23 protein-coding genes are annotated in these 26,030 nt (G+C 58.4%); 17 read left to right on the top strand and 6 right to left on the bottom strand.

The features are described 5' to 3' along the window. Positions 1 to 70 precede the first annotated feature (70 nt). Positions 71 to 1,060: a D-isomer specific 2-hydroxyacid dehydrogenase family protein gene (locus DW037_RS05645; RefSeq protein WP_117716305.1), complete on the bottom strand. Its 990-nt coding sequence runs from the start codon at positions 1,058 to 1,060 to the stop codon at positions 71 to 73. A gap of 259 nt (positions 1,061 to 1,319) precedes the next feature. Here DW037_RS05645 and DW037_RS05640 point away from each other — a divergent pair, with 259 nt between their 5' ends. Then, complete coding sequence (locus tag DW037_RS05640; protein WP_118372957.1) at positions 1,320 to 3,230, top strand: transcription antiterminator; 1,911 nt, start codon at positions 1,320 to 1,322, stop codon at positions 3,228 to 3,230. A gap of 167 nt (positions 3,231 to 3,397) precedes the next feature. Here DW037_RS05640 and DW037_RS05635 read toward each other — a convergent pair whose 3' ends face one another. Beyond that, entirely contained in the window at positions 3,398 to 4,585 is a 1,188-nt protein-coding gene (locus DW037_RS05635; protein WP_118372956.1) for a MalY/PatB family protein, read from the bottom strand. Positions 4,586 to 4,866: 281 nt separating this feature from the next. On the opposite strand from DW037_RS05635, the gene DW037_RS05630 reads away from it, so the two are divergent. The 9 genes from DW037_RS05630 to DW037_RS05590 all read left to right on the top strand — a co-directional run bounded on the left by DW037_RS05630 (position 4,867) and on the right by DW037_RS05590 (position 12,425). Continuing rightward, on the top strand, positions 4,867 to 5,913 hold the full coding sequence (locus DW037_RS05630) for an aminopeptidase (RefSeq protein ID WP_117716308.1): 1,047 nt from the start codon (positions 4,867 to 4,869) through the stop codon (positions 5,911 to 5,913). Between the two features lie 79 nt (positions 5,914 to 5,992). After that, positions 5,993 to 6,325, top strand: coding sequence for a PTS lactose/cellobiose transporter subunit IIA (locus DW037_RS05625; RefSeq protein WP_233508986.1), 333 nt, complete (start codon positions 5,993 to 5,995; stop codon positions 6,323 to 6,325). 93 nt (positions 6,326 to 6,418) lie between these two features. Then, positions 6,419 to 6,781 (top strand): PTS sugar transporter subunit IIB, encoded by a 363-nt coding sequence (locus DW037_RS05620; protein ID WP_199412180.1) that lies wholly within the window; start codon positions 6,419 to 6,421, stop codon positions 6,779 to 6,781. 39 nt (positions 6,782 to 6,820) lie between these two features. Beyond that, positions 6,821 to 8,179, top strand: a complete 1,359-nt coding sequence (locus DW037_RS05615; protein ID WP_118372955.1) for a PTS sugar transporter subunit IIC — start codon at positions 6,821 to 6,823, stop codon at positions 8,177 to 8,179. 104 nt (positions 8,180 to 8,283) lie between these two features. Then, positions 8,284 to 9,357, top strand: a complete 1,074-nt coding sequence (locus tag DW037_RS05610; protein WP_118372954.1) for a M24 family metallopeptidase — start codon at positions 8,284 to 8,286, stop codon at positions 9,355 to 9,357. 3 nt (positions 9,358 to 9,360) lie between these two features. Further along, positions 9,361 to 10,047: an RDD family protein gene (locus tag DW037_RS05605; protein WP_117716312.1), complete on the top strand. Its 687-nt coding sequence runs from the start codon at positions 9,361 to 9,363 to the stop codon at positions 10,045 to 10,047. A 138-nt stretch (positions 10,048 to 10,185) separates the two neighbouring features. After that, positions 10,186 to 10,458, top strand: coding sequence for an HPr family phosphocarrier protein (locus tag DW037_RS05600; protein WP_117716313.1), 273 nt, complete (start codon positions 10,186 to 10,188; stop codon positions 10,456 to 10,458). Positions 10,459 to 10,563: 105 nt separating this feature from the next. Next, on the top strand, positions 10,564 to 10,755 hold the full coding sequence (locus DW037_RS05595) for a hypothetical protein (protein WP_199578335.1): 192 nt from the start codon (positions 10,564 to 10,566) through the stop codon (positions 10,753 to 10,755). A gap of 299 nt (positions 10,756 to 11,054) precedes the next feature. Next, positions 11,055 to 12,425: an ATP-binding protein gene (locus DW037_RS05590; RefSeq protein WP_117629883.1), complete on the top strand. Its 1,371-nt coding sequence runs from the start codon at positions 11,055 to 11,057 to the stop codon at positions 12,423 to 12,425. A 393-nt stretch (positions 12,426 to 12,818) separates the two neighbouring features. Here DW037_RS05590 and lacG read toward each other — a convergent pair whose 3' ends face one another. Further along, positions 12,819 to 14,258: a 6-phospho-beta-galactosidase gene (gene lacG, locus DW037_RS05585; RefSeq protein WP_117735483.1), complete on the bottom strand. Its 1,440-nt coding sequence runs from the start codon at positions 14,256 to 14,258 to the stop codon at positions 12,819 to 12,821. Between the two features lie 66 nt (positions 14,259 to 14,324). Beyond that, positions 14,325 to 16,100, bottom strand: coding sequence for a lactose/cellobiose PTS transporter subunit IIB (locus DW037_RS05580; RefSeq protein WP_118372953.1), 1,776 nt, complete (start codon positions 16,098 to 16,100; stop codon positions 14,325 to 14,327). A 357-nt stretch (positions 16,101 to 16,457) separates the two neighbouring features. On the opposite strand from DW037_RS05580, the gene DW037_RS05575 reads away from it, so the two are divergent. The 7 genes from DW037_RS05575 to DW037_RS05545 all read left to right on the top strand — a co-directional run bounded on the left by DW037_RS05575 (position 16,458) and on the right by DW037_RS05545 (position 22,857). After that, positions 16,458 to 17,462: a LacI family DNA-binding transcriptional regulator gene (locus tag DW037_RS05575; RefSeq protein ID WP_118237218.1), complete on the top strand. Its 1,005-nt coding sequence runs from the start codon at positions 16,458 to 16,460 to the stop codon at positions 17,460 to 17,462. 214 nt (positions 17,463 to 17,676) lie between these two features. Continuing rightward, entirely contained in the window at positions 17,677 to 18,015 is a 339-nt protein-coding gene (locus DW037_RS05570) for a PTS lactose/cellobiose transporter subunit IIA (protein WP_089572387.1), read from the top strand. A 256-nt stretch (positions 18,016 to 18,271) separates the two neighbouring features. After that, positions 18,272 to 19,285 carry a hypothetical protein gene (locus tag DW037_RS05565; protein ID WP_147352011.1) on the top strand — a complete coding sequence of 338 codons (1,014 nt, stop codon included), beginning with the start codon at positions 18,272 to 18,274 and terminating at the stop codon, positions 19,283 to 19,285. Between the two features lie 307 nt (positions 19,286 to 19,592). After that, the gene (gene lacA / locus DW037_RS05560; protein ID WP_006234830.1) at positions 19,593 to 20,021 is read left to right on the top strand and encodes a galactose-6-phosphate isomerase subunit LacA; all 429 of its coding nucleotides are present in this window, start codon (positions 19,593 to 19,595) and stop codon (positions 20,019 to 20,021) included. A 63-nt stretch (positions 20,022 to 20,084) separates the two neighbouring features. Next, entirely contained in the window at positions 20,085 to 20,609 is a 525-nt protein-coding gene (lacB, locus tag DW037_RS05555; RefSeq protein ID WP_006234831.1) for a galactose-6-phosphate isomerase subunit LacB, read from the top strand. 374 nt (positions 20,610 to 20,983) lie between these two features. Then, a complete protein-coding gene (locus DW037_RS05550) occupies positions 20,984 to 21,865 on the top strand; it encodes an aldose 1-epimerase family protein (protein WP_118289368.1) in 882 nt (293 codons plus the stop codon). A gap of 56 nt (positions 21,866 to 21,921) precedes the next feature. Then, positions 21,922 to 22,857, top strand: a complete 936-nt coding sequence (locus tag DW037_RS05545; protein ID WP_118372981.1) for a hexose kinase — start codon at positions 21,922 to 21,924, stop codon at positions 22,855 to 22,857. A gap of 242 nt (positions 22,858 to 23,099) precedes the next feature. On the opposite strand, the gene DW037_RS05540 is transcribed toward DW037_RS05545, so the two are convergent. Further along, positions 23,100 to 24,728, bottom strand: a complete 1,629-nt coding sequence (locus tag DW037_RS05540) for a UDP-glucose--hexose-1-phosphate uridylyltransferase (RefSeq protein ID WP_233542277.1) — start codon at positions 24,726 to 24,728, stop codon at positions 23,100 to 23,102. Next, positions 24,719 to 25,924: a galactokinase family protein gene (locus DW037_RS05535; RefSeq protein WP_199578333.1), complete on the bottom strand. Its 1,206-nt coding sequence runs from the start codon at positions 25,922 to 25,924 to the stop codon at positions 24,719 to 24,721. The genes DW037_RS05540 and DW037_RS05535 overlap by 10 nt, the downstream gene beginning before the upstream one ends. Positions 25,925 to 26,030: the final 106 nt, after the last annotated feature.

Here is a 26,030-nt window from a genome sequence, read left to right as displayed (position 1 = left end):
ACAAAAGTATCCCCGTCGGACCTAAGTTCCGACGGGGGCTACGGTGCGCTATCGCGCTGAATGGGTGTGATTACAATTGAGTGGCACAGGTACCCTCAACCATAGCGGGAACAGCGGCAACGCCCTGCTCGACCATGCAGTTTACATCGATATCGGTGTAGAACGCGATGTGGTTGGTGAGCAGCACGTTGGGGAACTGGCGTAGGTAAGCCATCTTGCGGTTGGCAAGAATGTCGTGCATACGGTTCTCATGGTAGATGCCCACTTCGTCCTCGAAGACGTCCATAGCAAGCGCACCGATCTTTTCGGACTCAATCGCCTCGATGACGGCATCGGTATCGATGAGCTCGCCGCGCGAGACGTTGACGATGGTCACATCTTCGCGCATCTTGGCGATGGCATCGGCATTGATGATGCCGCGGGTGGAGTCCATGAGGGGCACGTGCAGGGTGATGACGTCGGAGTTGGCAACGAGCGTATCCATGTCAACGTACTCGAGGCTGTCGCGGTTTGCCAGCTCGGCATTGGGGTAGGGATCGTAGGCCAAGATCTTGCAGCCAAAGCCGGAGAGGTTGTCGATGACGGTGCGACCAATGCGGCCGGTGCCAACCACGCCCACGGTCAGCGTGCGCAGTTCGCGGCCCAGCAGCCCGTCCAGGGAGTAGTCATTCACCTGCTGGCGCCAAATGGCGGCCTTGCAGCGGCGCAAGGCCATCAGGATGAGCATAACGGTGAACTCGGCAACGCCGTAGGGCGGATAGGCGGTGTTGCACACCTTGATGCCCAGCTCCTGGGCGCGCTTGACGTCCACGTGGTTGAAGCCGACGCAGCGGATAGCGATGTAACGAACGCCCAGCTCGTGCGCGCGCTCCACCAAAGCGGCGGACATCACGGATTTGTTGTTGATGATGATTCCCTCGCAGCCTGCAACGGAGTCAATGTTAGCTTCGGAGAGGATTTGAGTGTCAAAGGAGATGGAGTAGCCTGCTGGAAGATTGGCGGCAGCGCGCATGTAGGCGGCAACCTCGTCGTCGCGCAATTCGAACAGTCTGATGTTCATAGCGTTCCTTTTCTATGTCGGCGTATGATACGTCGCGGCCGGTGCCCATGTGGCCCGTCCGCCGCGCTCGGGGATACCGTTCCCGTGGCGCATTCATCGTCGTTACGATAATAGGCGGTTTTTTCGTGCTGCAACATCGCATAACCAGCACTTCCACGATTGCTATTTCACCTACGCGGTGAAAGATTTGAATGTGCGTGAAATTGGCAGGTCCTATGACGGAAGGTATAGTTATCTGAGACGATGATAGGAGGGTGCCGTGAGTTCCGATCGAAGCAGGGAAATTGTTCGTATTCTCGAAAGCGGGGCGTCCTGGACCACGGCGTCTCAGATCGCTTCGCAGGTTGGATGCTCTTCCCGTACTGTCAAAAGCGACATCACCGCGCTTAATCGCACCCATGAGGGCATGATTGTTGCCAGCTCGAAGGGCTATCGTATCGAGGATGCCACAGCAGCGGCGCAGCTGCTGTCGCAGCAGGCGAACGAGGTGCCGCAGACGGCCGAGGCGCGCAAGCGTTATATTCTGTTTGAACTGCTGATGCGCCACCGCAAGGTGCGCGCGGCCGATTTGGCGGAAAGCCTCTATATCTCGCTTGCGACGCTCGATAATGAGCTGGTTGCCATCAAACGAGAGTTGTCCGGGTACGGCCTGGTGCTGCGTTCGCGCGCGGGCTCGCTGTATATCGAGGGCAGTGCATCGGGTGAGAAGAAGATGGTCAACCAGCTGATCTTTGACGAGACGAAGGACTATTTCAGCCAAATCGACCTTATCAATCGCTATTTCCCCAAGCTCGACCTCGCGCAGTTGCAGGAGCGCATCGACGCATGCCTGAAGCGCCGCGGGTTCTACATCAACGGCTATGCGCTCTCGAGCCTCATCATACATATTGCCATCTTCGTGGAGCGCACAAGCAATGGGTTCGAGTCGGTACCGACGACGGTCAAGGCGGCTCAGCCCGCCGGTAACGAGGCGCGCGAGGGTCTTGACGAGGTGGCGGGTGAGGTTTGCGCGGCTATCGAGGGCCTTTTCTCTGTGCTCGTGTCCGATGCCGATCGCGATGCCGTCCGCTTGATGCTGGGTGCAAACTTGATTCATGCGAATCGTTTTGAACCAAGTGACCCGGAGCACCGGCATGCGCGCGAGCTGTTGGGTGCGATTGTGGAGCGCGTGCACGATCAATTCGGGCTTAATTTGAGCGATGGCGAGTTTGAGCTTCGTTTCTCTCTGCATCTGGCCAATATGCTATCCCGCGTGCGCTGCGGGATGCTGTTGCGTAACCCGCAGCTCGAGGCCATCAAGAGCAGTCAACCGTTTATTTACGATGTTGCGGTGTTTGTCGCCGATGTCATCGCTGCGGAGACCGGCGTTTCTGTCAACGAAGACGAAATCGCCTACATCGCGCTCCACGTGGGGTGCTTGGTGGAGGGGCAGCGCGCCAATGCCGATAAACTGCATGCGCTGGTGGTGTGCACACGTCACAACGCCTACGAGACTCATATCGACAGTTTCCTCGATGCCCTTGATGCTTGTGTGGTGGTTGAGGGTATCGTGCCTGCCATCGACGCGGCGGGTGACATCTCGCGCGTTGACCTCGTGATTTCAACCGTGCCGCTGTCGGGGTATTGCCCGGTACCGGTGGTTAATGTCTCTCCGTTCTTTAGCAAGCAAGATATTTCGCTGATGCGTGAGCGTGTCGAAGCGCTGCTTAAGGCGCGCCTGCGGACAAACCTTGAGTGCAGCATGCGCACCTTCTTCACCGAGGATTTCTTTGCGATCGAGCCCGAGGTTGACGATTGGCGCGATGCGATTTGCAAGATGAGTGCGCCGCTGATCGAGGGTGGCTACGCGTTTGAGAATTTTACTGAGCGCCTACTGGAGCGTGAGGACATCAGCTCCAGTGCATACTGTGACATCGCGATGCCACACCCGCTCGATATGGACGCCAAGCGCACTGCCGTCTCGGTCGCTCTGTTCCCGCGCGGCCTTGCGTGGAACAACGCGACGGTGCATGCGGTGATCATGCTGTCGATTACCCGTGATGACCGGGCGTTTTTTGGCGAGCTGTTCAATTACATCTCGGGCGTGCTACTCAAGCCCGGTGCTGTGCGCGCCATCTCCCATGCAAAAAGCTACCAGGAGTTCTTGGACGCCCTGTTGCGTTGTGCGTAGGGTTTGCGTACAAGCGGGGGTGGCTACGTCAAAAAGGCCCTCCGTCGGGTGGTCGCCTTCTCGCTTGTCGCTTCGCGACATTTCAACTCATAAATAACAACGCCCGCTCGAGCACATACTCGGGCGGGCGTTGCATGAAAGGAGGGCCTTTGATACGCGGGCGAGGTCTACTTGATGAGCTGGTGGGTAGCCATGCGATCCATGGCCTCGATGACCAGCTTGCGAGGCATGCCCAGGTTCAAGCGCACGAAGTCGGCGCCGTTCGCGACATAGAAGGTGCCATCGCCCACGATGACGCCCGCCTTCGCTGCCATGTGGTTGCAGATTTCGGTTGCCGTGGCGCCCGTGCCAGCGATGTTCACCCACGGTAGGTAGGATGCATCCATACGCATGAGCTCCCAACCCTTCATCTTCTCCTCGATGAAGGCGGCGGTCTGTGCATAAGACTCGCGCAGATAGTCGGTGATCTGGTCCAGCCACTCCTCGGACTCATCGTAAGCGGCGATGATGGCGGCGCAGCCAAACGTGTTGGGAGAGGTAATAGAGTTCATCTCCAGGCGATGGCGGAAGATAGTGCGGATGCGCTCGCTGGGGATCATAGAGTAGGAAGTCTTGAGGCCGCCCAGATTAAAGCCCTTGTTGGGCGAGGTGAGTACGATAAGGTTGTCCAGATAACGCTCGGGCAGCTGCAGGGCCGAGATGAACGAGCCGGCCATGATGTGCTCGCAGTGAACCTCATCGACCACCAGTAAGCAGTTGTACTTGTGGCAGATCTCGGCGACGCGGGTGATTTCATCGAGCGTCCAGATGCGACCACCGGGGTTGTGCGGCGAGCAGAACAGGTGCACGCGTGGACGGAAACGATCCATCTGTTCCTCGAGCAGGTCGAAGTCGATGCGATAGGTGCGATCGCGATAGATGAGCTGGTTTTCGATTACGCGGAACCCGTTGTTGTGCGCCGCGTAGCCAAAGGGGTCGTAGACCGGCGTGTTGAGGATGACGCAGTCGTTGGGCTGGCAGAATGCCTGATACAGGTAGTGGATGGTCGGGACGGTTCCATAGGCGAGCGTGATCCACTCGCGCTTGACCTCGTTGTTATGGCGGCGGCGCTGCCAGTTGATGACAGCGTTGTAAAAGCCGTTGTGCGCATAGCCATAGCCGTATGCTCCGTTTTGGGCTACCTCGGCCAGACGCGTGCAGATTGCGGGGGCGGCGGCAAAGTCCATGTCGGCGATCCACATGGGAATGTAGTCATCCCCAGCCTTAGGGAATTTCTGCTTGATGATGGCGGGGTCCCACTTGCGAGCGTGATCGAGCGAGCGGTCAGCCATGGAATCGAAGTCGTAAACCGGCATAAGGTATCCTCCTCGGCGATATAGGCGCGACCCGCGGATGTGGGTCGCACACCGCCGGCGTGGTTCGCATCAGCGGCGTATGTTGCAGATAAGTATGACAAAGATGCATATGGAGCCCCATCCCCAGTAATTGCACGGCCGTGGTGAAAGGGGAGGGACTTTCACCGTTTCACCGCTACGGTGAAAGCCCGGATACATCATTTGCGGCGCGCTGTCGATACACTCGCATACAGACGCCGCCACTACGGGCGCCGCCATACGACCACAAGGGGGGGTTACCTATGAACAAGGAGCTTATGTTCGCCTTGAGCAACGCCGACGCTGTCGCTTGCCGCGAGGGCGAGGTCCGCTCCATCATGCATGCCGAGCTTGACGATATCGCCGACGCCGTCGAGTACGACAAACTCGGTTCGATCATGTTTAAGAGCGCGGGTACCGAGGAGAATCCGGTCCGCATTCTGTTCACCGGCCACATGGACGAGGCCGGCTTTATGGTTCGCTATATTTCCGATATCGGCATGGTTCATGTGATCGGCGTGGGCGGCCCGCGTAAGAACAGCGTCGAGAGCCAGATTGTGCGCATCAAGACGCGTAGCGGCGAGAAAGTTCGCGGCGTGTTGTTTGCCAAGCGCGATACCGACGGCACTCCGACCGATATGTACATCGACTTTGGCTGCGAGACGGCTGAAGAAGTCCGTGAGCTGGGCATTGAGATTGGCGACTGGGGAACCTTTGCGGCCGAGTGCGAGCTCAAGCCCGTGAGTGACATTCTGCTGGGCAAGGCGTTCGACGACCGCGCCGGTGTGTATGTGGTGACCGAGGCCATGAAGCGCCTGGCCAACACCCCGCACGCAGCCGAGCTGTGGTTCGCCGGTTCCTCTTCCGAGGAGGTTGGCTGCCGTGGTGCTCAGACGGCTGCGGCGCACCTGGATGCCGATATCGTCATCCCAGTGGACATCGCTAATCCGCCCGAGTTCGATCGCGGTTGGAATAACAGCCGCAAGAACGGCCACGGTCCCATGATCGTGCACTACGACCGCATGCATGTCCCCAACGAGAAGCTGCTGCACTTCATCGTGGACACCGCCGAGAAGAACAACATCCCCTTCCAGCGTGACCTGTTCAAGGGCGGCGGCACCGATGCCGGCACCGCTCATCTAGTGGGAGACGGCAAGCTGGCAACGGTGATCGGCGTGCCGTTGCGCTACTGCCACGGTTCGTGGTCTGTCATGCGTGGTGCCGATTTGGACGCGGCAGTCGATCTGGTATGCGCGCTGGCAACCTCGATCGATCGCGTCACCTATGAGGAGCTTAAGAGCTTCGAGTAGCGCTTCGGCAGTCAACGGTTTCAATCGGGCGCGCCGTCAAAGCGGTGACGTGCCCGCCGAGCAGAAAGGGATTATCCCGGTGGAAAACAACGAACAGCAAATCATGACCATCATCGGCTCTGCCGGCGCCAGCAAGGGCAAGGCGTTCGCCGCGCTCGCTTGCGTGCGTGAGCGCGACTACGAGGGCGCCCGTGCGCTGCTTGCCGAAGCCAAGGAGGCCGATCTGGCCGCCCATGCCGCCCAGACCGAGGTGATTACCCAGGCCCTGTCCGGCGCGGAGAACGCCGCCGCTGCGAGCCTGCTTATGGTCCATGCCCAGGATCACTACATGACCTCTCAGCTCGCCCGTGACCTCATCGAGGAGATCGTCAAGATCTTCGAGGAGCGCGACGCCGAGGCCAAGCAGGCGTAAGAAACACGTCTGCGAAGGAGCGAAGCGCGCTACGAGCGCTGCGGTCCGTTCCTTCTCCAACAGTATTCAATTGCCGTTAGAAAGGGATAAACAATGGCAAAGATGAACATCGTTTTGTGCTGTGCCGGTGGTTTCTCCACCACCATGCTGATGGATCGCATCAAGCAGACGATCCACAACAGCCAGAAGCTCAACGACGATGACTTTGAGCTCAAGGCCATCGCTGCCGACCTGCTGGACCAGGAGGTCGACCACATGGACGCGTTGATTATGGGTCCTCAGATCGCCCATAAGCTCGAGTCCATCAAGCCCCTGATTGAGCCTCGTCACATCCCATACGTGATCGTCGATCAGGAGACCTACGGCAAGATGGACGGTGCTACCGTGTTTAAGCAGCTGCTCATCGCCAAGAAGAAGGCTGACATGGCCCGCGAGGCCGCCGAGGCAAACCAGTAAGCCCCTGTTTGATATTTCCTGAAGTGGAGGATGCGACGTATGTCGGAAGCTGTAGAGAAAAAGCAGAGTGCCTTTGATAAATTCGAAAACCTGCTGAACACCTATCTTGGCCCTGTTGCCGAGAAGATGGACAAGCAACGTCACCTGTCCGCAGTTAAGAAGGCCATGATCGCCATGACCCCGCTGCTACTGATTGGTTCGTTCTGCCTGATCCCGGCCGCCATTCCCAACATGATTGGCGAGACCAACCCCATCTCCGTTTGGATTCTGAACAACACCCAGTACTTCGATTTGGCCTATAACGTTTCCATGGGCCTGATGTCGGTCTTCGTTTCCGTCGTTACCGCCTACCACCTGGCCAATTCCTATGAGCTGGACGCTCCCGGCTCCATGTCCATGGCCCTCGTTGCCTTCCTGTTGCTCGGCATGGAAATGGACGAGGCCGGCGGCATCGCGCTGCGTGGCATGGGTTCCAAGGGTCTGTTTGTTGCCATGGTCGCTTCGCTACTCGCGGTCGAGGTGTACCGTTGGTGCAAGAAGCGTCACTTCACCATCAAGATGCCTGATACCGTGCCCGACTTCATCTCGAGCTCCTTCGAGATCATCCCGGTCACCGCTATCGTCATCGGCCTGTTCTTGGGTATCCGTGTTCTGTGTCAGGGCGTTTTCGGCATCATGCCCAACGAGATCTTCTCGATCATCCTGGCCCCGCTCGTCGGTTCGATGGACAGCCCGCTCGCGGTTACCTTCTACCACATCCTGCGCTGCTTCATCTTCTTCTTCGGCATTCACCCCTCCGTTCTGTCGCCGATTGTTCAGCCGATTTCCACGCAGTTCCTGGCTGAGAACATCGCTGCGGTTCAGGCCGGTGGTGTCGCTACCCACATCTTCACCCCTGGCCCCATGTCCGCATTTGGCGGTTTCACCGGCCTGGGTGTGACCATGGGCGTTGTTATCTGGTTCATGTTCTCCAAGTCCAAGGTCCAGCGCGAGATCGGCCGCATCGCTTTCATCCCGTCGCTGTTCGGCGTAAACGAGCCGATTCTGTTCGGTGCTCCGATTGTTCTGAATCCGATTTTCTTTATCCCGTTCGTTATCTTCGGCGGCATCCTGTCCTCCATCCCGTTCTGGTTCATGAGCTGGGGCTGGGTACCCTGCTCTACCTTCACGCCTCCTTACGTCGGTGTGTTCCTGGAAGGCTTCCTGACCAACATGTCTTGGACCTCGATTGCGGCCAACGTGGTTCAGCTGGTCCTTGCACTGATCGTGTACTACCCCTTCTGCAAGGTTGCCGAGAAGCGTGCATTGGCTGAAGAGGCTCGTATGGCTGCCGAGAAACATTCCGAGATCTCTGCTGAGGACGAGGCTCTGCTCGAGGATCTTGACCTCGACTTCTAATCAAGTGGAATAGCAGGCGCCTGCACCTGCTGATTTTGAAAGTATGAAAGCCCGGCGATGGGGGAGACTTCATTGTCGGGCTCCTTTGAAAGGCGCTACGTTCGATGAATGCACATGTGGATAATATCCGTACCTTCTTGGACGAGCACGAGCTCGACGCATTGCTGATCAAGAGTAAAACCATGAAGCGCTACCTGGGCACGTTGACCGGTAGCGGTTGCAAGGTGCTCATCACGCGTGACCGCGGTTTTCTCATCATGGACGGCCGCTATGTGAACGAGGCCCAGGGTCGCGAGTTCGATCTGGAGTTCCGTGTTCACGAACAGGGGAAGAGCTATTTGGTCGAGCTCGAGCGTGCACTCAAGGAGTGCGGCTGTGCCACGGTGGGCATCGAGGAGTCCGAAATCTCAATCTCGGAGTATCGCAACTTGGAGGGCTTGGGCTTTGGCACCACGCTGCTGGGCAGCGAGATGGCGCTGATGCGCCTGCACAAGGACGAGGCTGAGATTGCTGCGGTCCAGCATGCGGTCGATGTTGCCGATGACGTGTACGCCAAGGTGATCGAGCAGCTGCACGTGGATATGACTGAATTTGAAATCTCCGCACTCGTGCACTATTACTCGATTGCCGCCGGTGCCGAGGCAATGTCGTTCGATACCATCGTTGCCACCGGCGAGCGCAGCGCCATGCCTCATGGCCGTCCTACCGACCGTCGGGTCCAAGCACATGAGCCGATCCTGATTGACTTCGGTGTGCAGATCAACGGTTATCAGTCAGATATGACGCGCGTGTGCTTCCTGGGCGCCCCGACCGACCGGATGGCTCATGTGTACGAGACCGTTTTGAATGCTCATCTTGCGGGCATCGATACCATTCGTTGCGGTGTGGCGGCGCGCGATGTGGATACGGCCGCACGTCGTGTAATCAACGAAGCGGGTTACGGTGAGTATTTCACCCATGGTCTTGGTCATGGTATCGGCATGGGTGGCGACTTGCCGCTGCTAAACCCCTCTGGTGAGATTGTGCTCGACAACGGAATGATCATGTCCTGCGAGCCGGGCGTATATATTCCTGGAGTCGGAGGCGTGCGCATTGAAGACGACGTCTTGTTGAAAGACGGCGTTGCATGCTCGCTTAACCATACTGATAAGCAGCTGCGCATTCTGGATGTGAGGTAGCGCATGGCTAAAAAGCGCAAGGAACGGCCGCGTGCGGCGACCGCGGAGCAGATGCCTTCTCCTGCGGCGAGCACTGTGAGCAAGATTCACAAGGAATCGAAGGCTAATGCATCCTCGATTCTGCCGGCGCCCCCGCTGTCGCGTTTGTACGCGTACGTTATCGACTGGATTTTGGGTGGTATTGTCTCTGGCTTGCCGGCCGTGTTGGTTTATCTTGCGCTGACCCACAAGAACGCGATGCTCCCCGACTTGTACGTGTTTGAGGCAATGGGGTATCCCTGGAGCGTCGGTATCGTGGTCGGACTATCGTGCGTGCTCGCCGCTATCGCATACTTTGTGCTGATTCCGTTGCTGGCGTGGCCGGGGCAAACGCCGGGCAAGCGCATCGCGCATGTTCGTGTCGCAACGCTTGATGGCGGCTTGCCTTCCGTCGGACGTTTGATTTGGCGTCAGGTTATCGTTGGCTTTTTGCTCGAAGGCAGCGGGTATGTGGTGTCCCGATATATTCGCGAGACAATGGTGCTTGTCACCCGCGTTGACGTGAATTATTACTGGGAAATCGCGGGCATGATTATTACAGCGGTGTCTCTGCTCATGTTCCTGATCGTCCCCGCGCGCCGGTGCGTTCACGATTGCCTGGCTGGCACGCGCGTGGTTCCCACTGAGGGGCATCCGCTGTATCAGGACTAGTCACCTGTGAATTTGCCGCGGCGACGTTGTCCGCGGCCTACTTGTTGTATGCATGCGTAATGTCCGGCATGCTTCTACCTTGCCTAACGCGCGCGTTGGGCTAAATGAATTGGTCGGTCTACGACGAAGGAGTTAGAAATGTATAGCAAGAACGTTATGGTCGTTAACCCCACTGGCCTGCACGCTCGCCCTGCAGCGACGCTGGCGACCGAGGCTGCTAAGTTTGCCTCGAAGATTGAGGTCCGCAACGCCTCCAAGGATGGTGACTTCAAGGACGCTAAGTCCATGATTGCCATCATGACCTCGGGTATTACCCAGAACGATGAGGTCGAGTTGCGTGCCGAGGGCGACGACGAGGTTGCCGCCGTTGACGCGTTGGTCGCTCTTATTGAGGGCGGTTTCGGCGAGTAGCGCACTCTTGATGCGGACGGGTGCGCGTTCTTGCGCGCCGTCGATTTTGGCAAGAACGCCAATGCAGATGCCCTTCTCCGAGCGATCGGGGAGGGGCATTTTATTGTGAGTTTGAGTGGCACGTCCGCCGAGGTTCCTGATAGTTCGCGCTATCTTATCGCCGACTCCAGCAAAATCGGCAAGCGTGACTCCTGCACGTTCTGCCGCCTGGACAATTTGGACGCCGTGGTGTGCGAGCCGGATATTGACGATGAGGATCGCGCCGCCATCGAGGAGCATACGCAGGTTATCTGCTAGCGAGTGCTGCGGGAGATACTTTTGCCCCTGCCATTGCGGAGTATTTACATCATCACGACGCATAATAGGTGCGCGTGCAGATTGCAGGTTCCCCTGTGCGATGAGTTGCAGCTGTTTTACGGTGAGGCATAGCATCCGTTATGCGTAAAGCTCGGTATTACTGTATGTCTCAACCATTGCAATGGTCGGTATTTTTGTAGCTATAAGCTCATTTAAAGCTCGGCATTTTTGTATTATTAGATATATCTGAAGGTCGGTATTTTTGTAAACTAGCACGTAAATTATGCTGAGGTGAGATTATGTTTAAACGGAAGGCATATGATCGTCTGCAGGAGTGGAAAGAACGCTCGCAAGGGCGCACTGCGGTGCTTATTGAGGGTGCAAGACGCGTTGGCAAAACGACGCTCGTCAAGTGCTTCGCGCAAAATGAATACAAGGATTATCTGTACATTGACTTTTCGGCTGCTAGCAAAGCCACGCTCGATATATTTCTGAACCATCGTGAAGATGTCGATCTTTTTTTACGCATGCTTCAGCTGCAGTATGGTAAGGCCCTCGAACCGAGAGAGTCGCTGGTCATTTTTGATGAAGTGCAGCGGTTTCCCATCGCGCGCGAATACATAAAGCATCTTGTAGAAGACGGCAGATTTGATTACATCGAGACAGGCTCTCTTGTCTCCATCAAAAAGAATGTCGATAGCATTGTCATACCGTCAGAGGAAGAAAGAATCCCTCTCGAGCCCCTCGATTTTGAGGAGTATCTTTGGGCGACCGGAAAAGATCTTTATGCAGAAGAGATCCGTAAAGCGCGCGAATCTCGGACCGCGCTTCCGGACGGCGTTCATGCGACGTGCATGAGATTATTTGATGAGTATATGCTTGTCGGTGGTATGCCTCAGTCGGTCGACTCCTTTGTGGCAGAGAATGATTTTAGAGGATGCGACAGGGTTAAACGGCAGATTATCGCACTGTACAGGGAGGACATTGCCAAGTTTGGAGGTTCGGACGCTAGACGTGCGCGGGCGGTTTATGACGATATTCCGGGTCAATTATCTGCGGCAAATAAACGGTTCAAATTTGACAGCTTGGAGAAGGGGTCCCGTTTTGAGACATATGAGTCGGCGTTAATCTGGCTTGAGGATGCGCGACTGATTAACCGTTGCTATTTATGCAGTGATCCGAGCGTGGGTTACCGCCTGCACGAGGACGCGTCTTCGCTTAAATGCTATATGGCGGACACGGGATTGCTCGTGAGCTTGGCGTTTGATGATGGTCCGGACCTTATGGATGTTCATAGAGACATTCAATTTGGAAGAATTTCAATTAATAAAGGAATGCTAATCGAGAACATCGTGGCGCAGCAGCTTAAGAGTCTGGGGCATTCGCTTTTTTATTACAGCTGGCAGGAGCCTTCCAAAACAGAGGGGAGTCGGCCCAGAACGCGTGAAATTGATTTTCTTGTTTCGCGCGGCTTTGAAGACGCGGCTGGAAAACCGCGGGTCACTCCTGTTGAAGTTAAATCTTCCAAATCGTATTCAACAATCTCGCTTGACGATTTCGGCAGACGATTCGAACGACGAGTCGGAGAAGAGATAGTTCTTCACCCAAAACAGCTCAGGGCTGAAGGGCATAGGATATATCTACCTCTGTATATGACGATCTTTATCTGATCGGTGGAATGCGGCCAAAAAGGGGGCATGCGGCTGAGATTGTCAGCCCGGTCTATTTTATTTGTCTCGATCTGTAACAGCTAGGGGCGAAAACACAAGCTAGTTGTTACAGATTTAGATTGAGAGGGTTGGCTCGTGTGTTCATCTCGATCTGTAACAACTAGGACCCAAAAACTTAGCTAGATGTTACAGATTGAGACTGAGAGGATTGCCCTGTGTGTTCATCTCGATCTGTAACAGTTGGGGCCGAAACCGCGGGTCAGATGTTACAGATCGAGACAAACGGCTCCCGGTCCGCCCAAACACAAAGGCCGGGGGCGGCGCGCCGTGTGACGTGCCGCCCCCGGCTGAGAAATGGGGACAGGTTATGTGGGCAGGCAACCCCGCTAGTCTTTAGTCCAGACGACGGGTCTGCGCCACGTGCTTGTACCAGTAGGCGCTTGCCTTGGGCGTGCGCTTCTGGGTTTCAAAGTCAACGTAGAAGAAGCCGTAACGCTTGTTGTAGCCATTGGTCCAGGAGAACTGATCCTGCAGGCTCCACAGGAAGTAGCCGCCCACGTTGACGCCCACCTCCATGGCCTTGAGCAACCAGCGCAGGTGCTGCTCGATGTAGTCGATGCGCGGCTGGTCGTCAACGAAGCCGTCCTTGTAGGGGTCCTTGTAGCCCATGCCGTTCTCGGTGATGAAGATCTGCTTGTAGTTGGGGTAGCGCTGCTTAATGTAGACGAGCAGATCGAACAGACCCTCGGGATAGATGATCCAGTCCCAGTCGGTGGTGGGGATGCCGGGCTTGTTCACATGCTCGCCAATACCCTTGACGCGCCAGCGGCCGGTACCCTTCTCGCCCGTGCCGTTGTGGTGCAGGTCGTTCTCGCCGTCGTAGGCCTTGAGGAAGCGGCACTGGTAGTTGTTAACGCCCAGGTAGTCGTTGTAGAGCGCTGCCTCGCGCATAATCTCGAGGTCCTCGTCCAGGATCTCGATGGTGCCGCCCGAGACGGCAGCCAGGCGGTTGGCGCACTCGAGGGTGTCGGGAGCATAGTCCCCGCGGAAGGTGGCGTCGAGCAAGAACTGGTTCTGCAGCACGTGCTCGTTATTGGCGGCCTTGATGTCGGCGGGGTCGTTCTCGTTGAGCGGATACTTAAACTCCAGCGATTGAATGACGCCGATCTTGCCCTTAAAACCGCCGTTGTGGAAGGCCAGCACGGCCTTGGCGTGGGCGAGCATCATGTTGTGCTCGCACTGGAAGGCCTCGGCCAGATGAGCTTTGACGCCACCGGGGAAGGTGCCCTCGATGTAGGTGTTGGAGGCGTCCGCCCAGATCTCGTTAAAAGTGAACCAATAGGTTACCTGGTCGGCGTACTCCTTAAAGCAGAAGGTGGCAAAGTCCACAAAGGCGTCGATGGTCTCGCGATTGAGGAAGTCGCCCTTCTCAAAGAGGGGCAGCGGCGTGTCGAAGTGATGCAGCGTGACAAACGGCTCAACGTGGTGCTTGTGGCACTCGGCAAAGAGGTCGTGGTAGAACTGCACGCCCTCGGGGTTCACCTTGCCGGTGCCCTCGGGGAAGATGCGGCTCCAGGCGATGGAGAGGCGAATACCGTTGATGCCAAACTCCTCGCACAGCTCCAGGTCCACCGGATACTGGTTGTAGAAGTCGGAGGCGGGATCGGGAGAGAAGCGACCCTGGGCTTCCAGAAAGTCGTCCCAGGCAACCTTGCCCTTACCGTGAGTGCGGGTCTCGCCCTCTACCTGGTAGGCAGCAGTGGCGCCGCCAAAGACAAAGTCCTCGGGAAACTGCGCAGGCGGGTTGGTGACGCTAGCAGGGTTAACGGACATGATGATCCAATCGTCTAAATCGAAGGGCCAGCCGGTCTTGGATGGTCGGCTGGCCCTAGGCGTTACTTACTTCGAAAGCTGCTCGGAGACGAAGGCGAGAGACTTGTCGCCGTTCTGGGAGAGCTCAATGTACTGCTTACCGCGGCAGGCGACGCACTTGTTGCCCACGCGCTCGCAGTCTTTCTGAAGGTCGGCCAGGTAGCTTGCGGCCTGCGGAGCCAGGACGACCAGGTCAAAGTCGGGGAGCATGTCCACGTGGTTGCCATATGCCTCGGCAGCGGTCTCAAGATTGATGCCGCGCTCCTTGGCAGCCTTGGCCAGTGCGTTGGCGAGCAGGCCCGAGGTACCGCCGCCCTGGCAGAGCACGAGCACGCGCTTGCCGTTGAGGTCGCTGGCGGTCGTTGCCTCGGCAGCGGATGCTGCAGAAGCGGCGGGGGAGTCGGCCTTCACGGCCTCGGCGGCGCCGCCGGCGGCAACACTCTTGGCGTCGGCCTTACCCTGGAAGGCGTCGTTGAGCTTGGCGGCCTTCTCGGCGTTCTTGGCGGCGAGCTCCTCCTGGGAGATCTCGGCCTCCTCGGCGCACTTCTGGGCGTCATAGGCACGGAAGAACGGGTAGTACAGGACAAAGTCGACGACCAGGATGAGGGCGAGCATCACAAAGGCGAGCGGCTGGAAGCCCAAGCCCATGATGGTGCCGATGGGGCCGGGGACGGTCCAGGGCAGGGTGTACATAAAGCCGTTCATGCCCAAGAAGTCGATAAAGATCTTGAGGATCCAGATGTTGGCGATCGGGGCAAAGACAAACGGGACAAAGAAGACGGGGTTGAGCACGATGGGCGCGGCGAACAGCAGCGGCTCGTTGACAGCAAAGCAGACCGGGACGATGGCGGCCTTACCGACGGCGCGCATCTCCTGAGACTTGGCCAGGAAGCAGAACATAAAGACCAGGACGAGCGTGGCACCGGTGCCGCCCATGCAGACGACGAAGTACTGGGCACCCTGGGTCAGGACAGCGGAAGCGTGCTGGCCGGCCTGGAACGCAGCCAGGTTGTCGGTCATGTTGGCAACGAGAGCGGCGGCGATGGCGGGCTCGACGATCGAAGGGCCGTGGACGCCCACGAACCAGAAGAGGCTCATGGCGCCGTAGATCACAGCGAGGCCGATGTAGCCGTCGGCAGCGGTGAACAGGGGCTGGAACACCTGGATGACGCCCTGGGCAAAGCAGAAGCCAAAGGCAGCGCGGAAGACGATGTCAAAGACCCAAAAGACGGTGATGCAGACGGAGAAGGGGATGATGTCCTTAAAGGTCTGCGAGATGTTGGGCGGAACCTGCTCGGGCATCTTGACGGTGATGTTGCGCTTGATGAAGAACTTGTAGATGATGCCGGTCACAAACGCAGCGATAAAGGCGGTCAGCAGGCCTTTGGAACCAAGGTAGGTGGTGTTGAAGCCGCTGGCGGCGTCCGTGGCGATCGTGTCGCTCGAAAGGAGCAGGAAGCCGATGATGGCTGCGCACATGCACGAGATGAAGTTGATCTGGTTGTTCTTGGGTAGATCGCGGTTCTGGGCGTCGGCGAAGTGCTTGGCCGTGGTGGCGGCGCAGGCGATGGCCAGGATGCCCATGGAGTAGTTGTAGCACTTCCACAGGGCGTTGTTGATGTCATCGGGCCAGTAGAAACCCCAGATGTTGGGGACCGAGGCTACCAGGCAGAAGATGGACGAGAAGATGATGATGGGGATGACGGAGATAAAGCCGTCGCGGATCGCCTTGAGGTACTTGTTGCGGGCGATCGCGTTGAAAAAGGGTTGGCCCTTTTCGATGATGGCGATGAGTTGCTCCATGCAATGCTCCTAAGAGTCGGTGGGTTAGCAACGATGGTAACTTTTGGCGTTCGGTTGCCAAAATGTTGACGTTGCCATTTTGCGACACAAAAAAAGACGCGAACTGATGGTTCCTGTGCCTGCGAACCGTCGATTCCTTATGCGTAAACGTTTGAGCCGCCCGGTGGCTCTGTGTTTGCACAATGGCAACGTTAACATTTGGACTACAAAAGCCGTTCGGGGAAGCAAAAATGTCGGTGAACGGTAGGTTTTGGGTGGTGAGCGTATGGCGGAGGAGGCGTTAGATATACTTAAAGACGTTTCATTTAACTGCGTAGGGTGCCACCAATGGCATCGTTGACATAGAAAGATCGACCTATGGCCGCTGTTAAAAAATCGGTTTCCGTTAAGGACGTGGCGCGTCTCGCGGGCGTCTCGGAGCAGACAGTCTCGCGTACGGTGCACGATTCGCCCAGCGTGCGCCCCGAGACCAAGGAGCGCGTGCGTGCCGCCATGCGCGAGCTGGGGTATCGCCCCAATTTTGCCGGTCGATCGCTGCGCCGCGGCAAGTTTAAGACTGTCGGCGTCGCCATGTTCAACATTACCGGCACCGGCAACCTCGACCGTATGGAGGGCTTTGCCGCCGCGGCCGACAAACATGGCTATGCCATCACCCTCACTAAAGTAGACGGGCATCCGTATACCCTCGAGAGCGCATCGTCGCGCATGAGCGCACTGCCGGTGGATGGCATGGTTGTGATTATGAACCGCATGCCGGCGGACTTTGGCACCTTTGAGCCGCTGCCCGGTATGCAGACGGTGCTCGTTACCATGCTGGAGCACCCGCTGTGCTCGACGGTCGATAACGACCAGTTCGATTGCTCGCGCCAGGTGGTCGAGTACTTGCTGGGGCAGGGGCACAAGACTGTGCACTTTATCTCGTGCCCCGAGCGCTCGCTTTCGGGCATGCAGCGCGAGGAGGGCTGGCGCGAGACGCTGCGCGCGCATGGTATTGAGCCGCCGCGATTCATTCGTGGCGATTGGACGGCGCAGAGCGGCTATGCTGCCGGTCAGGCTCTGGCAGACGATCCGACCTGTACGGCCATCTATGCCTCCAACGACGCCATGGCCTACGGCTGCATTCGCGGGCTCGAGTCGCGCGGAAAGCGCGTGCCCGAGGACGTGAGCGTGGTGGGTGTCGATGACAGCCTGGGCGACATCGTGCCCGATCGTCGCCTGACCACGGTGCGCTTTGATAACAAGCGTGTCGGCATGTGGGCGGTCGACAAGATCGCCGGCGCCGAGGGCGTTGCGCCTGGCGTGGAACACATGCTGATCCCCGGCGTGCTCGTAGCGGGCGATACGGTGCACGATGTACGCTAGGGTGCGGACCTGTTTGGGTTGCCGCTAATTGTGTTCGAGAATGTTCAGATTGGTTTAAAAACCGTTCACGGGTGAAAAGCAACCGTTCATAGCTCGAAATTACGTTTTGCGCTGTTCTTTTTTGTTTGAATGTTAATGTTCCTGCCATACACAGCGCAGCGCGTATGCCCGGACGCGATGCTCTCCGTTGGTTCATATGTGAAAGGAACGCAATATGGCAACCAAAGAAGAAATCTCGATGGTTGGATTCGAGATTGTCGCATACGCGGGCGACGCCCAGACCGATCTGCTTGCAGCGCTCGATGCTGCTCGCGAGGGTGATTTTGAGAAGGCCGAGCAGCTGCACAAGGATGCCAGCGATGCACTTATCGGCGCCCACGACACGCAGACCAAGCTGCTTTCGCAGGAGGCCGGCGGCGGCGAGATGGAGATGACCTTCATCATGGCTCACGCTCAGGATACTCTCATGACCACCATGATCCTGGAGAAGCAGACCCGCTTTACCATCGATGCCTATAAGCGCATCGCCGCACTCGAGGCTAAGCTCGCCTAACGAGCTCTCACAACCAAGTCCCCTTCCAAAAGCTCTACCGCTACCCGCGGCAGGGCTTTTTCTGCACTCCTCCAAGTTGCGGTGAAATAGGGACTGAATAGGGACCGGCGGGCGCAAAACAATCCCTATTCCACCGCAACTCATCCCGAAATAGTCATTGGGGACAGTCTTGGTGCCCGTTCGTCTTGCCGTTCGGTTTTTCGCTGGGTGGGTATACTTCCTTTCACATTAAACGCCGGACTGAGGAGGTATCCAAATGCCGGATAACGGGTCAATACAAAAAAGAGACGCGCACGAGATGGCTCATGGGCGTCCTGTCCAGATAACCGAGCACACGACGGTAACCGAGCTGCAGCCCAGCCTGTCCGATGTCGTGTGCGCAAATAAAAAGCTGCAGATCGGTATCATCGTTGCGCTCGTGGTACTGGCCTTGCTGTCGGGCTTTGTGGCTCGTCCGCATTTTGCCGATACCAAGACTTGGGACTCCACCATCGAGGTTATCGACCAAAAGAAAGGTAACGTACTGGCGCTCACGGCCTCGTGCGTGGCGCTGTCTGCGGGCATTACCGCGCTGCCGGGTGATACGGGTACGCCGGTCGCTGAGCAGCTCGCACAGCTTTCGGGCAACTTGGGCATCGTGCTTGCCGTGCTCTACCTCGAGAAATATCTGCTGACTATTTTGTGGTCGGTTGGCTTGGGCATCTTAATCCCGTTTGCGTTGGCGCTCTTTGCGGTGTCGCTTGGCATTCACGGGCGCTGGAGCACGAGCGCCGTCCTGCGCCGTGTGGCGACGCGCGTGTTGGTGGTTGCCGTGATCGGCATGGCGCTTGTGCCCGCGAGCGTATGGGTGTCGCAGAAGGTCGATGAAACGTATCGCGTAAGTATTGAGCAAGCTGAGCAAAAGGCAGCGGACGCTGCGAGTGCGGCAGACAGCGATAACTCCAAAGCAAGCAAGAAAAAGGCCGAGGCCACGGAGTCCAAAAACGTGCTCGAGCAGTTGACTGACGGGGCCTCGAGCCTGGTCACGTCGGTAACCAGTGGTGCCAAGCAGATGACCGACAAGATCGTGCAGCAGGTGACCGACCTGATCGAAGGCGTCATCGTGATGATCGTGACCTCGTGCGTGATTCCTCTACTGGTGCTCGTGGCGTTCCTATGGCTAGGACACGTGTTGCTGGGGATCGATATCTCCGGTCCCGCGAACTATCTGACGGGTCGTTTTCTGAGCGCTCCGTCCAAACATGCCAAGAAGAGCGGGCAGTCTGAGTAGGCGGCAAAGCGATCTTTGGAAGATCAACCGTAAGAAGGGCAGCCGAGACACGTTCTCGGCCGCCCTTTTGTTTGTTGAACACATGGTCGCTACGTCTGCGCCGGGCTCAAACGGTCGCCAATCATCCGTGAATGGTATTTGTTCAAAATAGAACAAAGACAAACAAATAATTGTTGCAGTTGATGTTCGAATGTGTTCAAATAAACATGAACAGTGAAGAACCGCACATTCAGATGCCCGGACCTGAACGCGATTCAACACTTCCAAACAGAAACTACGCACCTGCGTATCTCTCAAGGAGGATGTCATGAGGGTTGTAATCGCTTCCGATGCCGACGGTATGTCGATGAAGGAGTCCATCAAGGAGATGCTCATCGCCGACGGTCACGAGGTTGTCGACTATTCCGAGACCCCTGCCGCGGACTTTGTCGATTCCGCGACCGCCGTTGCCAAGGACCTGCTGGAGCACAAGGATTCCCAGGGCTTCGCATTCGATAAGTACGGCGTCGGCTCCTATATGGCCGCCGTCAAGATCAAGGGCATGGTCGTCGCCAACATTTCCGACGAGCGTTCCGCTTACATGACCCGCGAGCACAACGGTTCGCGCATGGTCACCATGGGCCCGGGCGTTGTGGGCACCGAGGTCGCCAAGAAGATCGCCCGCGAGTTCCTGCGCGCCCAGTACGCCGGCGGCCGTCACCAGATCCGTGTCGACATGCTCAACAAGATGGCCTAACGAGAGCCACCGAGAACTCGAACTTCTACCTCAACTTGTGAATTCAGACGAAAGGACGTTCTGATGAAGAAGACCATCGCAATCGGTTGCGACCATATCGTTACGGACGAGAAGATCTATCTGGCCGACCGCCTGGAGCAGGCTGGCTACAAGGTGCTCGACTGTGGCACCTACAGCCACACCCGTACGCACTATCCCATCTACGGTAAGGCCGTGGGCGAGGCTGTTGCCAGCGGTAAGGCCGACTTTGGCGTGGCCCTGTGCGGCACCGGCATCGGCATCACCAACGCCGTCAACAAGGTTCCCGGCGCCCGCTGCGCCCTGGTCCGCGACATGACCTCTGCCCTGTATGCCCGTCGCGAGCTCAACGCCAACATCGTGGGCTTTGGCGGCAAGATTACCGGCGAGTTCCTGATGGCCGACATCATGCTTGCCTTCCTGGAGGAGCCCTACGAGAAGACCCCCGAGCACGATGCCCTGATCGCCAAGATCGACGCTTGCAATAAGGCCGATGCCGAGGCTCAGGCTGACCCGCACTTCTTTGACGAGTTCCTCGAGAAGTGGGACCGCGGCGAGTATCACGACTAAGGGGTTCCGGCGTTTTAACAAACGCCGGACCGGTTGACGCTGCGAAGCCATCTGGCGGGCAATCTGCCGCTCAGCTTCGACGGCATGACCAGAAGGTCAATGCCGTCTCGCTTCACGGCACCTTGCCTCGCCAGCTGGCTTCTCGCTGATGTCTGAGTGACCTGTGGGGTTACCGCTGTTGTTGCGAAGCGTTCTGGTTCGGCTAGCTGCTCCGATAACACGTTTGCTTGCTTGGCTTGAGTGCTTTGCTCTTGGCGGTCCCCGGCATTCTGCAGCTTTTCAATTGACGGCTCGCGTTTCTGTGAGGGGGCGCGGGTCGGTTTTCTATCAGCCCTATTGACTTGGCGGGCTGTCGTAAGAAAGGGAAGGCTCCTATGGAGTTTGTTCTTGATAACGGTTCTATTCGTGTGGCGCTGAGCACGGCTGGCGGATCGTTCACTTCGATTAAAGCCAGCGGTCGCGAGTACCTGTGGCAGGGCGATCCTTCGGTCTGGTCGGGCCAGGCACCCATTTGCTTCCCGATCTGCGGTGGCCTTCGTGACGGCCGCGCGATGACCATGGGCGGCCGCGAGGTCGAGCTCGCTCGCCACGGCTTTGCGCGCAAACAGGAGTGGAAGCTCGAGGAGCAGGGCGACAACATGGTTGCGCTGAGCCTAAGCTCTGCCGACCATGCCGAGTTGCTCGAGCAGTACCCGTATCCGTTTAAGATCGTTGCTCGTTACACGATCGATTCGGAAAAGGTGGCCGTGTCGTACGAGGTGACCAATGAGGGCACCGAGGACATGCCGTTCTTTGTGGGTGGTCACCCCGGCTTTAAGTGCCCGCTCGACGAGGGCGAGTCCTATGACGACTATGAGCTTCGTTTTGAGCGGTGCGAGGCCACCGAGCTCTGTACCGCCGTTCCCTCGACGGGCCTGATTGATGTTGAGCATCGCAGCAAGAACCCCATGATCGGCCAGAACCTGCCGCTTACCCACGAACTCTTCGACTTCGCGGAGACCATCTTTGACGTGCTCGAGAGCCGCGTGGTTACGCTGACCAAGAAAACCGAGGACAAGGGCGTGCGCCTGACGTTCCCCGATATGCCGTACCTGATTGTGTGGAGCAAGCCCGAGGGCGACTTTGTGGCAGTTGAGCCGTGGGGTGGTCTGTCCACCTGCTCCGACGAGGACGATATTCTGGAGCACAAGCGTGGCTGCCTGGTGGCCAAGCCAGGGGAGACCGTCATCCGCGGCTTTGAGATCGAGATCCTTTAACGAGTTATCGTATGTTTGGGGCCGCGCGTGTCGTGCCCCGGAAACAGGAGTTCAACATGATTCTGACCGTTACCATGAACCCGTCGATCGATACGCGCTATCAACTCGACAAGCTGATCATCGACGACGTGAACCGCGTGACGCCTGAAAAGACCGCTGGCGGCAAGGGCCTCAACGTGAGCCGTGTGCTGCTGCAGTTGGGCGACGATGTGCTCGCGACCGGCCTGCTCGGCGGCCACATGGGTGCCTATATGGCCGAGCTTATGGATGCCGACGGCGTCAAGAACGACTTTGTGCCCATCGCCGGTGAGACGCGCATTTGCCTGAATATCCTGCACGAGGGCAATCAGACCGAGCTGCTGGAGAGCGGCCCGCAGATCGCTCCCGCCGAGCTCGAGGCCTTTACGGCTAAGTTCGCCGAGCTTGCAGCGAAGGCGGATGTTGTGACGCTTTCGGGCTCGCTGCCGCGCGGCGTCGATGCTGGCTACTATGCCGAGCTCGTCAAGATCGCCGAGGAGGCGGGCGCCAAGGTGCTGCTCGACACCTCGGGTGCATCGCTGGAGGCTGCGCTGGAATCTGACGCTAAGCCTGAGCTCGTGAAGCCCAACCTGACCGAGATTAACGGCCTGCTGGGTACGTCCTTTACGACCGATGATGTCGATGCCCTGCGCGAGGCGCTTGCCGCCGATGGCCGCTTTGCCGGTATTCCCTGGGTCGTCGTCTCGATGGGCGCTGCCGGTTCGGCGGGCTTCCATGAGGGCCGCGCGTTCCGCGCCAAGACGCCCGCGATTGCGGCTGTGAACGCGACGGGTTCCGGTGACTCGACCATCGCCGGCTTTGCGCATGCCATTGCTGCTGGTGCCGACGACGTCACGGTGCTCAAGACCGCCAATACCTGCGGCAAGCTCAACGCCATGGATCCCAAGACCGGCCACCTGGTCATGGACCGCTGGGACGAGATCTACAGCAACGTTGAGGTCGTAGAGTTGTAGCGGTTGCGACTCCTAATAGAATGAGCGTGGATAATCTCCTGCTTTTGGTGCCCATGCGAGCTCAAAGTGGGAGATTTTCCACGCTCGAGTCATTAGTCGTTGGGGACGTTCTTGTTTGACTAGTCGTTTAAGAGCGTCCCCAATGACTACACGCAAAAACGGCGCCCGCTGGCAATGTTGCCGGCGGGCGCCGTTGTCTTGAAGACGAAATGATCCGTTTTCCTCCGTCCCCAAAGGAATCATTACAGCGAGTCGATAAAGCGCTGTTGGGCGGCGCGGCCGGCTTCATCCCACTTAAAGACGCCGGCGTTGTCGAGCACGTGGCCAAACACTACGCCGACTTCCTCGTGCAGGATGCCGATGGCGCTATCCGCCGTAAGCTCGTCGGCGCGGCGGGCATAGACGTCCTCGGCCCACGCGGCATGGCTGCGGCAAAGGTCGTCGCCCTCGAGCGCACTGGCAAGGTCGTAGCTGGTATCGGCTTTGGCTGCCAGCAGGTGCTCGCGGACAGCACCGAGCTCGGGAACCAGGCGCGGCGGAAGAATAGCCAGGCCCATAACCTCGATCAGGCCGATGTTCTCCTTCTTAATGTGGTGATACTCGGCATGCGGGTGGAAAACGCCCAGCGGATGCTCGTCGGTCGTGATATTGCAGCGAAGCGCCAGGTAGGCCTCGTAAATCTCGCCGCCGGCGTTGCCGCGGGAGTCGACGCGGCGGATGACGGGCGTCACGGTGTTGTGCGCTACGCCGTCGGCCGTGTGCGCGATAACGCCCACAGACTCGTCGGTCCACTCGCGCCAGGCGAGGATAATCTTCTCGGCAGCGTCGAGCAGCTGAGCGCGGTCATGCGAGCGCAGGCGCAGCACCGAGAGCGGCCACTGCAGCACAGTGCCGGTGACCTGGTCAAAACCGGGCATGCTAAACTGCGAGACCTCGGTGGCATGCATCATGGGGAACTCGTGCGCGCCGCCCTGGAAGTGGTCGTGCGACAGAATCGAGCCGCCCACGATAGGCAGGTCGGCGTTGGAGCCGATGAAGTAATGCGGGAACAGGTCCACAAAGTCGAGCAGGCAAGTCAGGCCCTTGCGGTCGACGTGCATCGGACGATGCTCGGAGCTCATGGCAATGCAGTGCTCGTTAAAGTAGGCGTACGGGCTGTACTGGAAGCCCCAGCGCTCGCCGTTGAGCTGGATGGGGATAATGCGCAGGTTTTGGCGAGCGGGGTGAGCGCCGCCGTCGGCTGCGGCGGAGCGTCCGGGATAGCCCTCGTTTTCGATGCAGAGCTGGCAGGCGGGATACTTCTCGCCCGTGTTCTTGGCGGCACCTGCCGCGGCGATATCGCGCGGATCCTTCTCGGGCTTGGACAGGTTGATGGTGATCTCAAGATCGCCCCAGTTGGTGGGGGTGCTCCATTTGATGTTGCGCGCGATGGCGGCGCGGCGCACGTAGCCGGCGTCGCAGCACAGGCCGTAGAACCAGTCGGTCGCGGCGCGGGGCTCGTTGACGCCCATACGTCCGTTGAACTCTTCGTTTACAACCGAAGGCCTCGGCATGAGCGCACCCATGATGCGCATGGCGATGCGGTCGCGGCCTGACGCCGTGTCCTCGGCGGCACCGTTGGTAACGGCGGCCTCGGAAAGCGCGGCAAGCGTGCCTTCAAGATCAAAGTCGGGCAGGGTATTGGGGTGCAAGAGCGAGAGTTTCTCAACCTGGAGCGCCCAGGCCATATCGAGCGCGGGACCCGTAACGCCGATGCACTCCAGAATGGTGTTGTATGCCCAGATGCGATCGTCCTGGCCGATCATCGATCGGTGGATGGCGTACTCGATCAGGTTCTGCGCAGCCTCGCGCACGTCGGTCATTACAGCCATGCCGCATAAGCCCCCTTGTCAGAGATGGCGTAGTGACGGGCAGAGCCCTCGCCCAGCCAGCCGTTCATCTTGGCAATGAAGGTGTCGACCAGATCGAGCGGCACGAAGGCCTGGATGGTGCCACCAAAGCCGCCACCGTGAATGCGAACGGCGCCGCGGCCGTCGAGCACGTGCTCGGCCAGCGCCAAGGCATACATGGAAGGCTGTTCAGATCCCAGCTTGGCAACGACATTCTGCAGGTACATGGCAGAGCTGGCGCCGGACTCGCGCGTCAGGGCCAGGAACTGGTCAATGTCGCCAGCGTTGAGCGCTGCCCAGCGCTTGTCGACCAGGCCGTTCTCGTACCAGTAGTGAACGGCGCGCAGGCAGGCGCGGTCGCCCAGCTTGGCGCGCAGCTCGGGGAGTTTAGCGTCAAAGTCGGCAACGTCGACCTCGCACAGGCGTGCCTTGCCAAACTCGGCGGCGACGTCCTGCATCTCGCGCGGAACGGCGGCGTAGTCGTCGGTAGCTGCCACATGGTCGGCGCCAACCTTAACGAGCACAAGCGCATAACCGTGATCCTCAAAGTTGAGCTCGAGCTTTTGGGTCTTAGGCTGGGCCTGGTCCTCAAAGTCCATGTAGGCAAGGCCGCCCAGGCACACAGCGGCCTGGTCCATCAGACCGCAGGGCTTGCCGTAGTAGTTGTTCTCGGTGCGCTGACTCATCTGGGCGAGCGTGACGGGCTCAATGGCGGGCGCGCCCCAGAGTGCCTCCATGGCACGACCGTACGCGGCCTCGACGGCGGCAGAGCTGGAAAGGCCGCCACCCGAGGGGACGGAGCAGGTGAAGGCGAAGTCGAAGCCCTGGGGCTCAACACCAAGCGCTGCGACCTCGTGGGCCATACCGCGCACGAGGCTTGCGGACGTGCCCTTCTCGGACTCCTGAACATTCAGCGTGTCGAGGGTAATCTCAAACGTGGGGTAGCCCTCGTCGGCGACGCGGACCTTGTTGGAATCGGTTGCCACGGCGATGCCGTCGACGGCGACATCGAGCGAGCCGGCGATAACGTGACCGCCCTCGTGATCGGTGTGGTTGCCGCTGATCTCGGAACGGCCGGGCGCGTGCACATAGAGCACCTGGCGGTCGCCGATGGGGCCAAACTCCTCCTCAAACAGCTTGGTGAGGGCGGCGAATGTCTTTTCGTCGGGGGTGGTCATGGGAGTCCTTTCCTTGGCGCGCACGGGTGAGTTTTGCGTCGTTATGAGTACGTTAACAACTTGAAGCGGCATGAACCAAGTGTTCACGATGCCGCACGTTACGGGC

This window comes from Collinsella sp. AF39-11AT (assembly GCF_003474585.1).
Classification (GTDB): Bacteria; Actinomycetota; Coriobacteriia; order Coriobacteriales; family Coriobacteriaceae; genus Collinsella.
This window is presented reverse-complemented; position numbering and strand designations above follow the sequence as displayed.

Excerpts from the sequence above, each read along its gene's own strand:
- DW037_RS05645 (WP_117716305.1), bottom strand. The coding sequence starts at position 1,060 with ATGAACATCAGACTGTTCGAATTGCGCGACGACGAGGTTGCCGCCTAC.
- DW037_RS05550 (WP_118289368.1), top strand. The coding sequence starts at position 20,984 with ATGGAGTTTGTTCTTGATAACGGTTCTATTCGTGTGGCGCTGAGCACG.
- DW037_RS05605 (WP_117716312.1), top strand. The coding sequence starts at position 9,361 with ATGGCTAAAAAGCGCAAGGAACGGCCGCGTGCGGCGACCGCGGAGCAG.
- DW037_RS05635 (WP_118372956.1), bottom strand. The coding sequence starts at position 4,585 with ATGCCGGTTTACGACTTCGATTCCATGGCTGACCGCTCGCTCGATCAC.
- lacG (WP_117735483.1), bottom strand. The coding sequence starts at position 14,258 with ATGTCCGTTAACCCTGCTAGCGTCACCAACCCGCCTGCGCAGTTTCCC.
- DW037_RS05575 (WP_118237218.1), top strand. The coding sequence starts at position 16,458 with ATGGCCGCTGTTAAAAAATCGGTTTCCGTTAAGGACGTGGCGCGTCTC.
- DW037_RS05540 (WP_233542277.1), bottom strand. The coding sequence starts at position 24,728 with ATGGCTGTAATGACCGACGTGCGCGAGGCTGCGCAGAACCTGATCGAG.
- DW037_RS05630 (WP_117716308.1), top strand. The coding sequence starts at position 4,867 with ATGAACAAGGAGCTTATGTTCGCCTTGAGCAACGCCGACGCTGTCGCT.
- DW037_RS05615 (WP_118372955.1), top strand. The coding sequence starts at position 6,821 with ATGTCGGAAGCTGTAGAGAAAAAGCAGAGTGCCTTTGATAAATTCGAA.
- DW037_RS05610 (WP_118372954.1), top strand. The coding sequence starts at position 8,284 with ATGAATGCACATGTGGATAATATCCGTACCTTCTTGGACGAGCACGAG.
- DW037_RS05620 (WP_199412180.1), top strand. The coding sequence starts at position 6,419 with ATGGCAAAGATGAACATCGTTTTGTGCTGTGCCGGTGGTTTCTCCACC.
- lacB (WP_006234831.1), top strand. The coding sequence starts at position 20,085 with ATGAAGAAGACCATCGCAATCGGTTGCGACCATATCGTTACGGACGAG.
- DW037_RS05590 (WP_117629883.1), top strand. The coding sequence starts at position 11,055 with ATGTTTAAACGGAAGGCATATGATCGTCTGCAGGAGTGGAAAGAACGC.
- DW037_RS05535 (WP_199578333.1), bottom strand. The coding sequence starts at position 25,924 with ATGACCACCCCCGACGAAAAGACATTCGCCGCCCTCACCAAGCTGTTT.
- lacA (WP_006234830.1), top strand. The coding sequence starts at position 19,593 with ATGAGGGTTGTAATCGCTTCCGATGCCGACGGTATGTCGATGAAGGAG.
- DW037_RS05545 (WP_118372981.1), top strand. The coding sequence starts at position 21,922 with ATGATTCTGACCGTTACCATGAACCCGTCGATCGATACGCGCTATCAA.
- DW037_RS05570 (WP_089572387.1), top strand. The coding sequence starts at position 17,677 with ATGGCAACCAAAGAAGAAATCTCGATGGTTGGATTCGAGATTGTCGCA.
- DW037_RS05600 (WP_117716313.1), top strand. The coding sequence starts at position 10,186 with ATGTATAGCAAGAACGTTATGGTCGTTAACCCCACTGGCCTGCACGCT.
- DW037_RS05565 (WP_147352011.1), top strand. The coding sequence starts at position 18,272 with ATGCCGGATAACGGGTCAATACAAAAAAGAGACGCGCACGAGATGGCT.
- DW037_RS05580 (WP_118372953.1), bottom strand. The coding sequence starts at position 16,100 with ATGGAGCAACTCATCGCCATCATCGAAAAGGGCCAACCCTTTTTCAAC.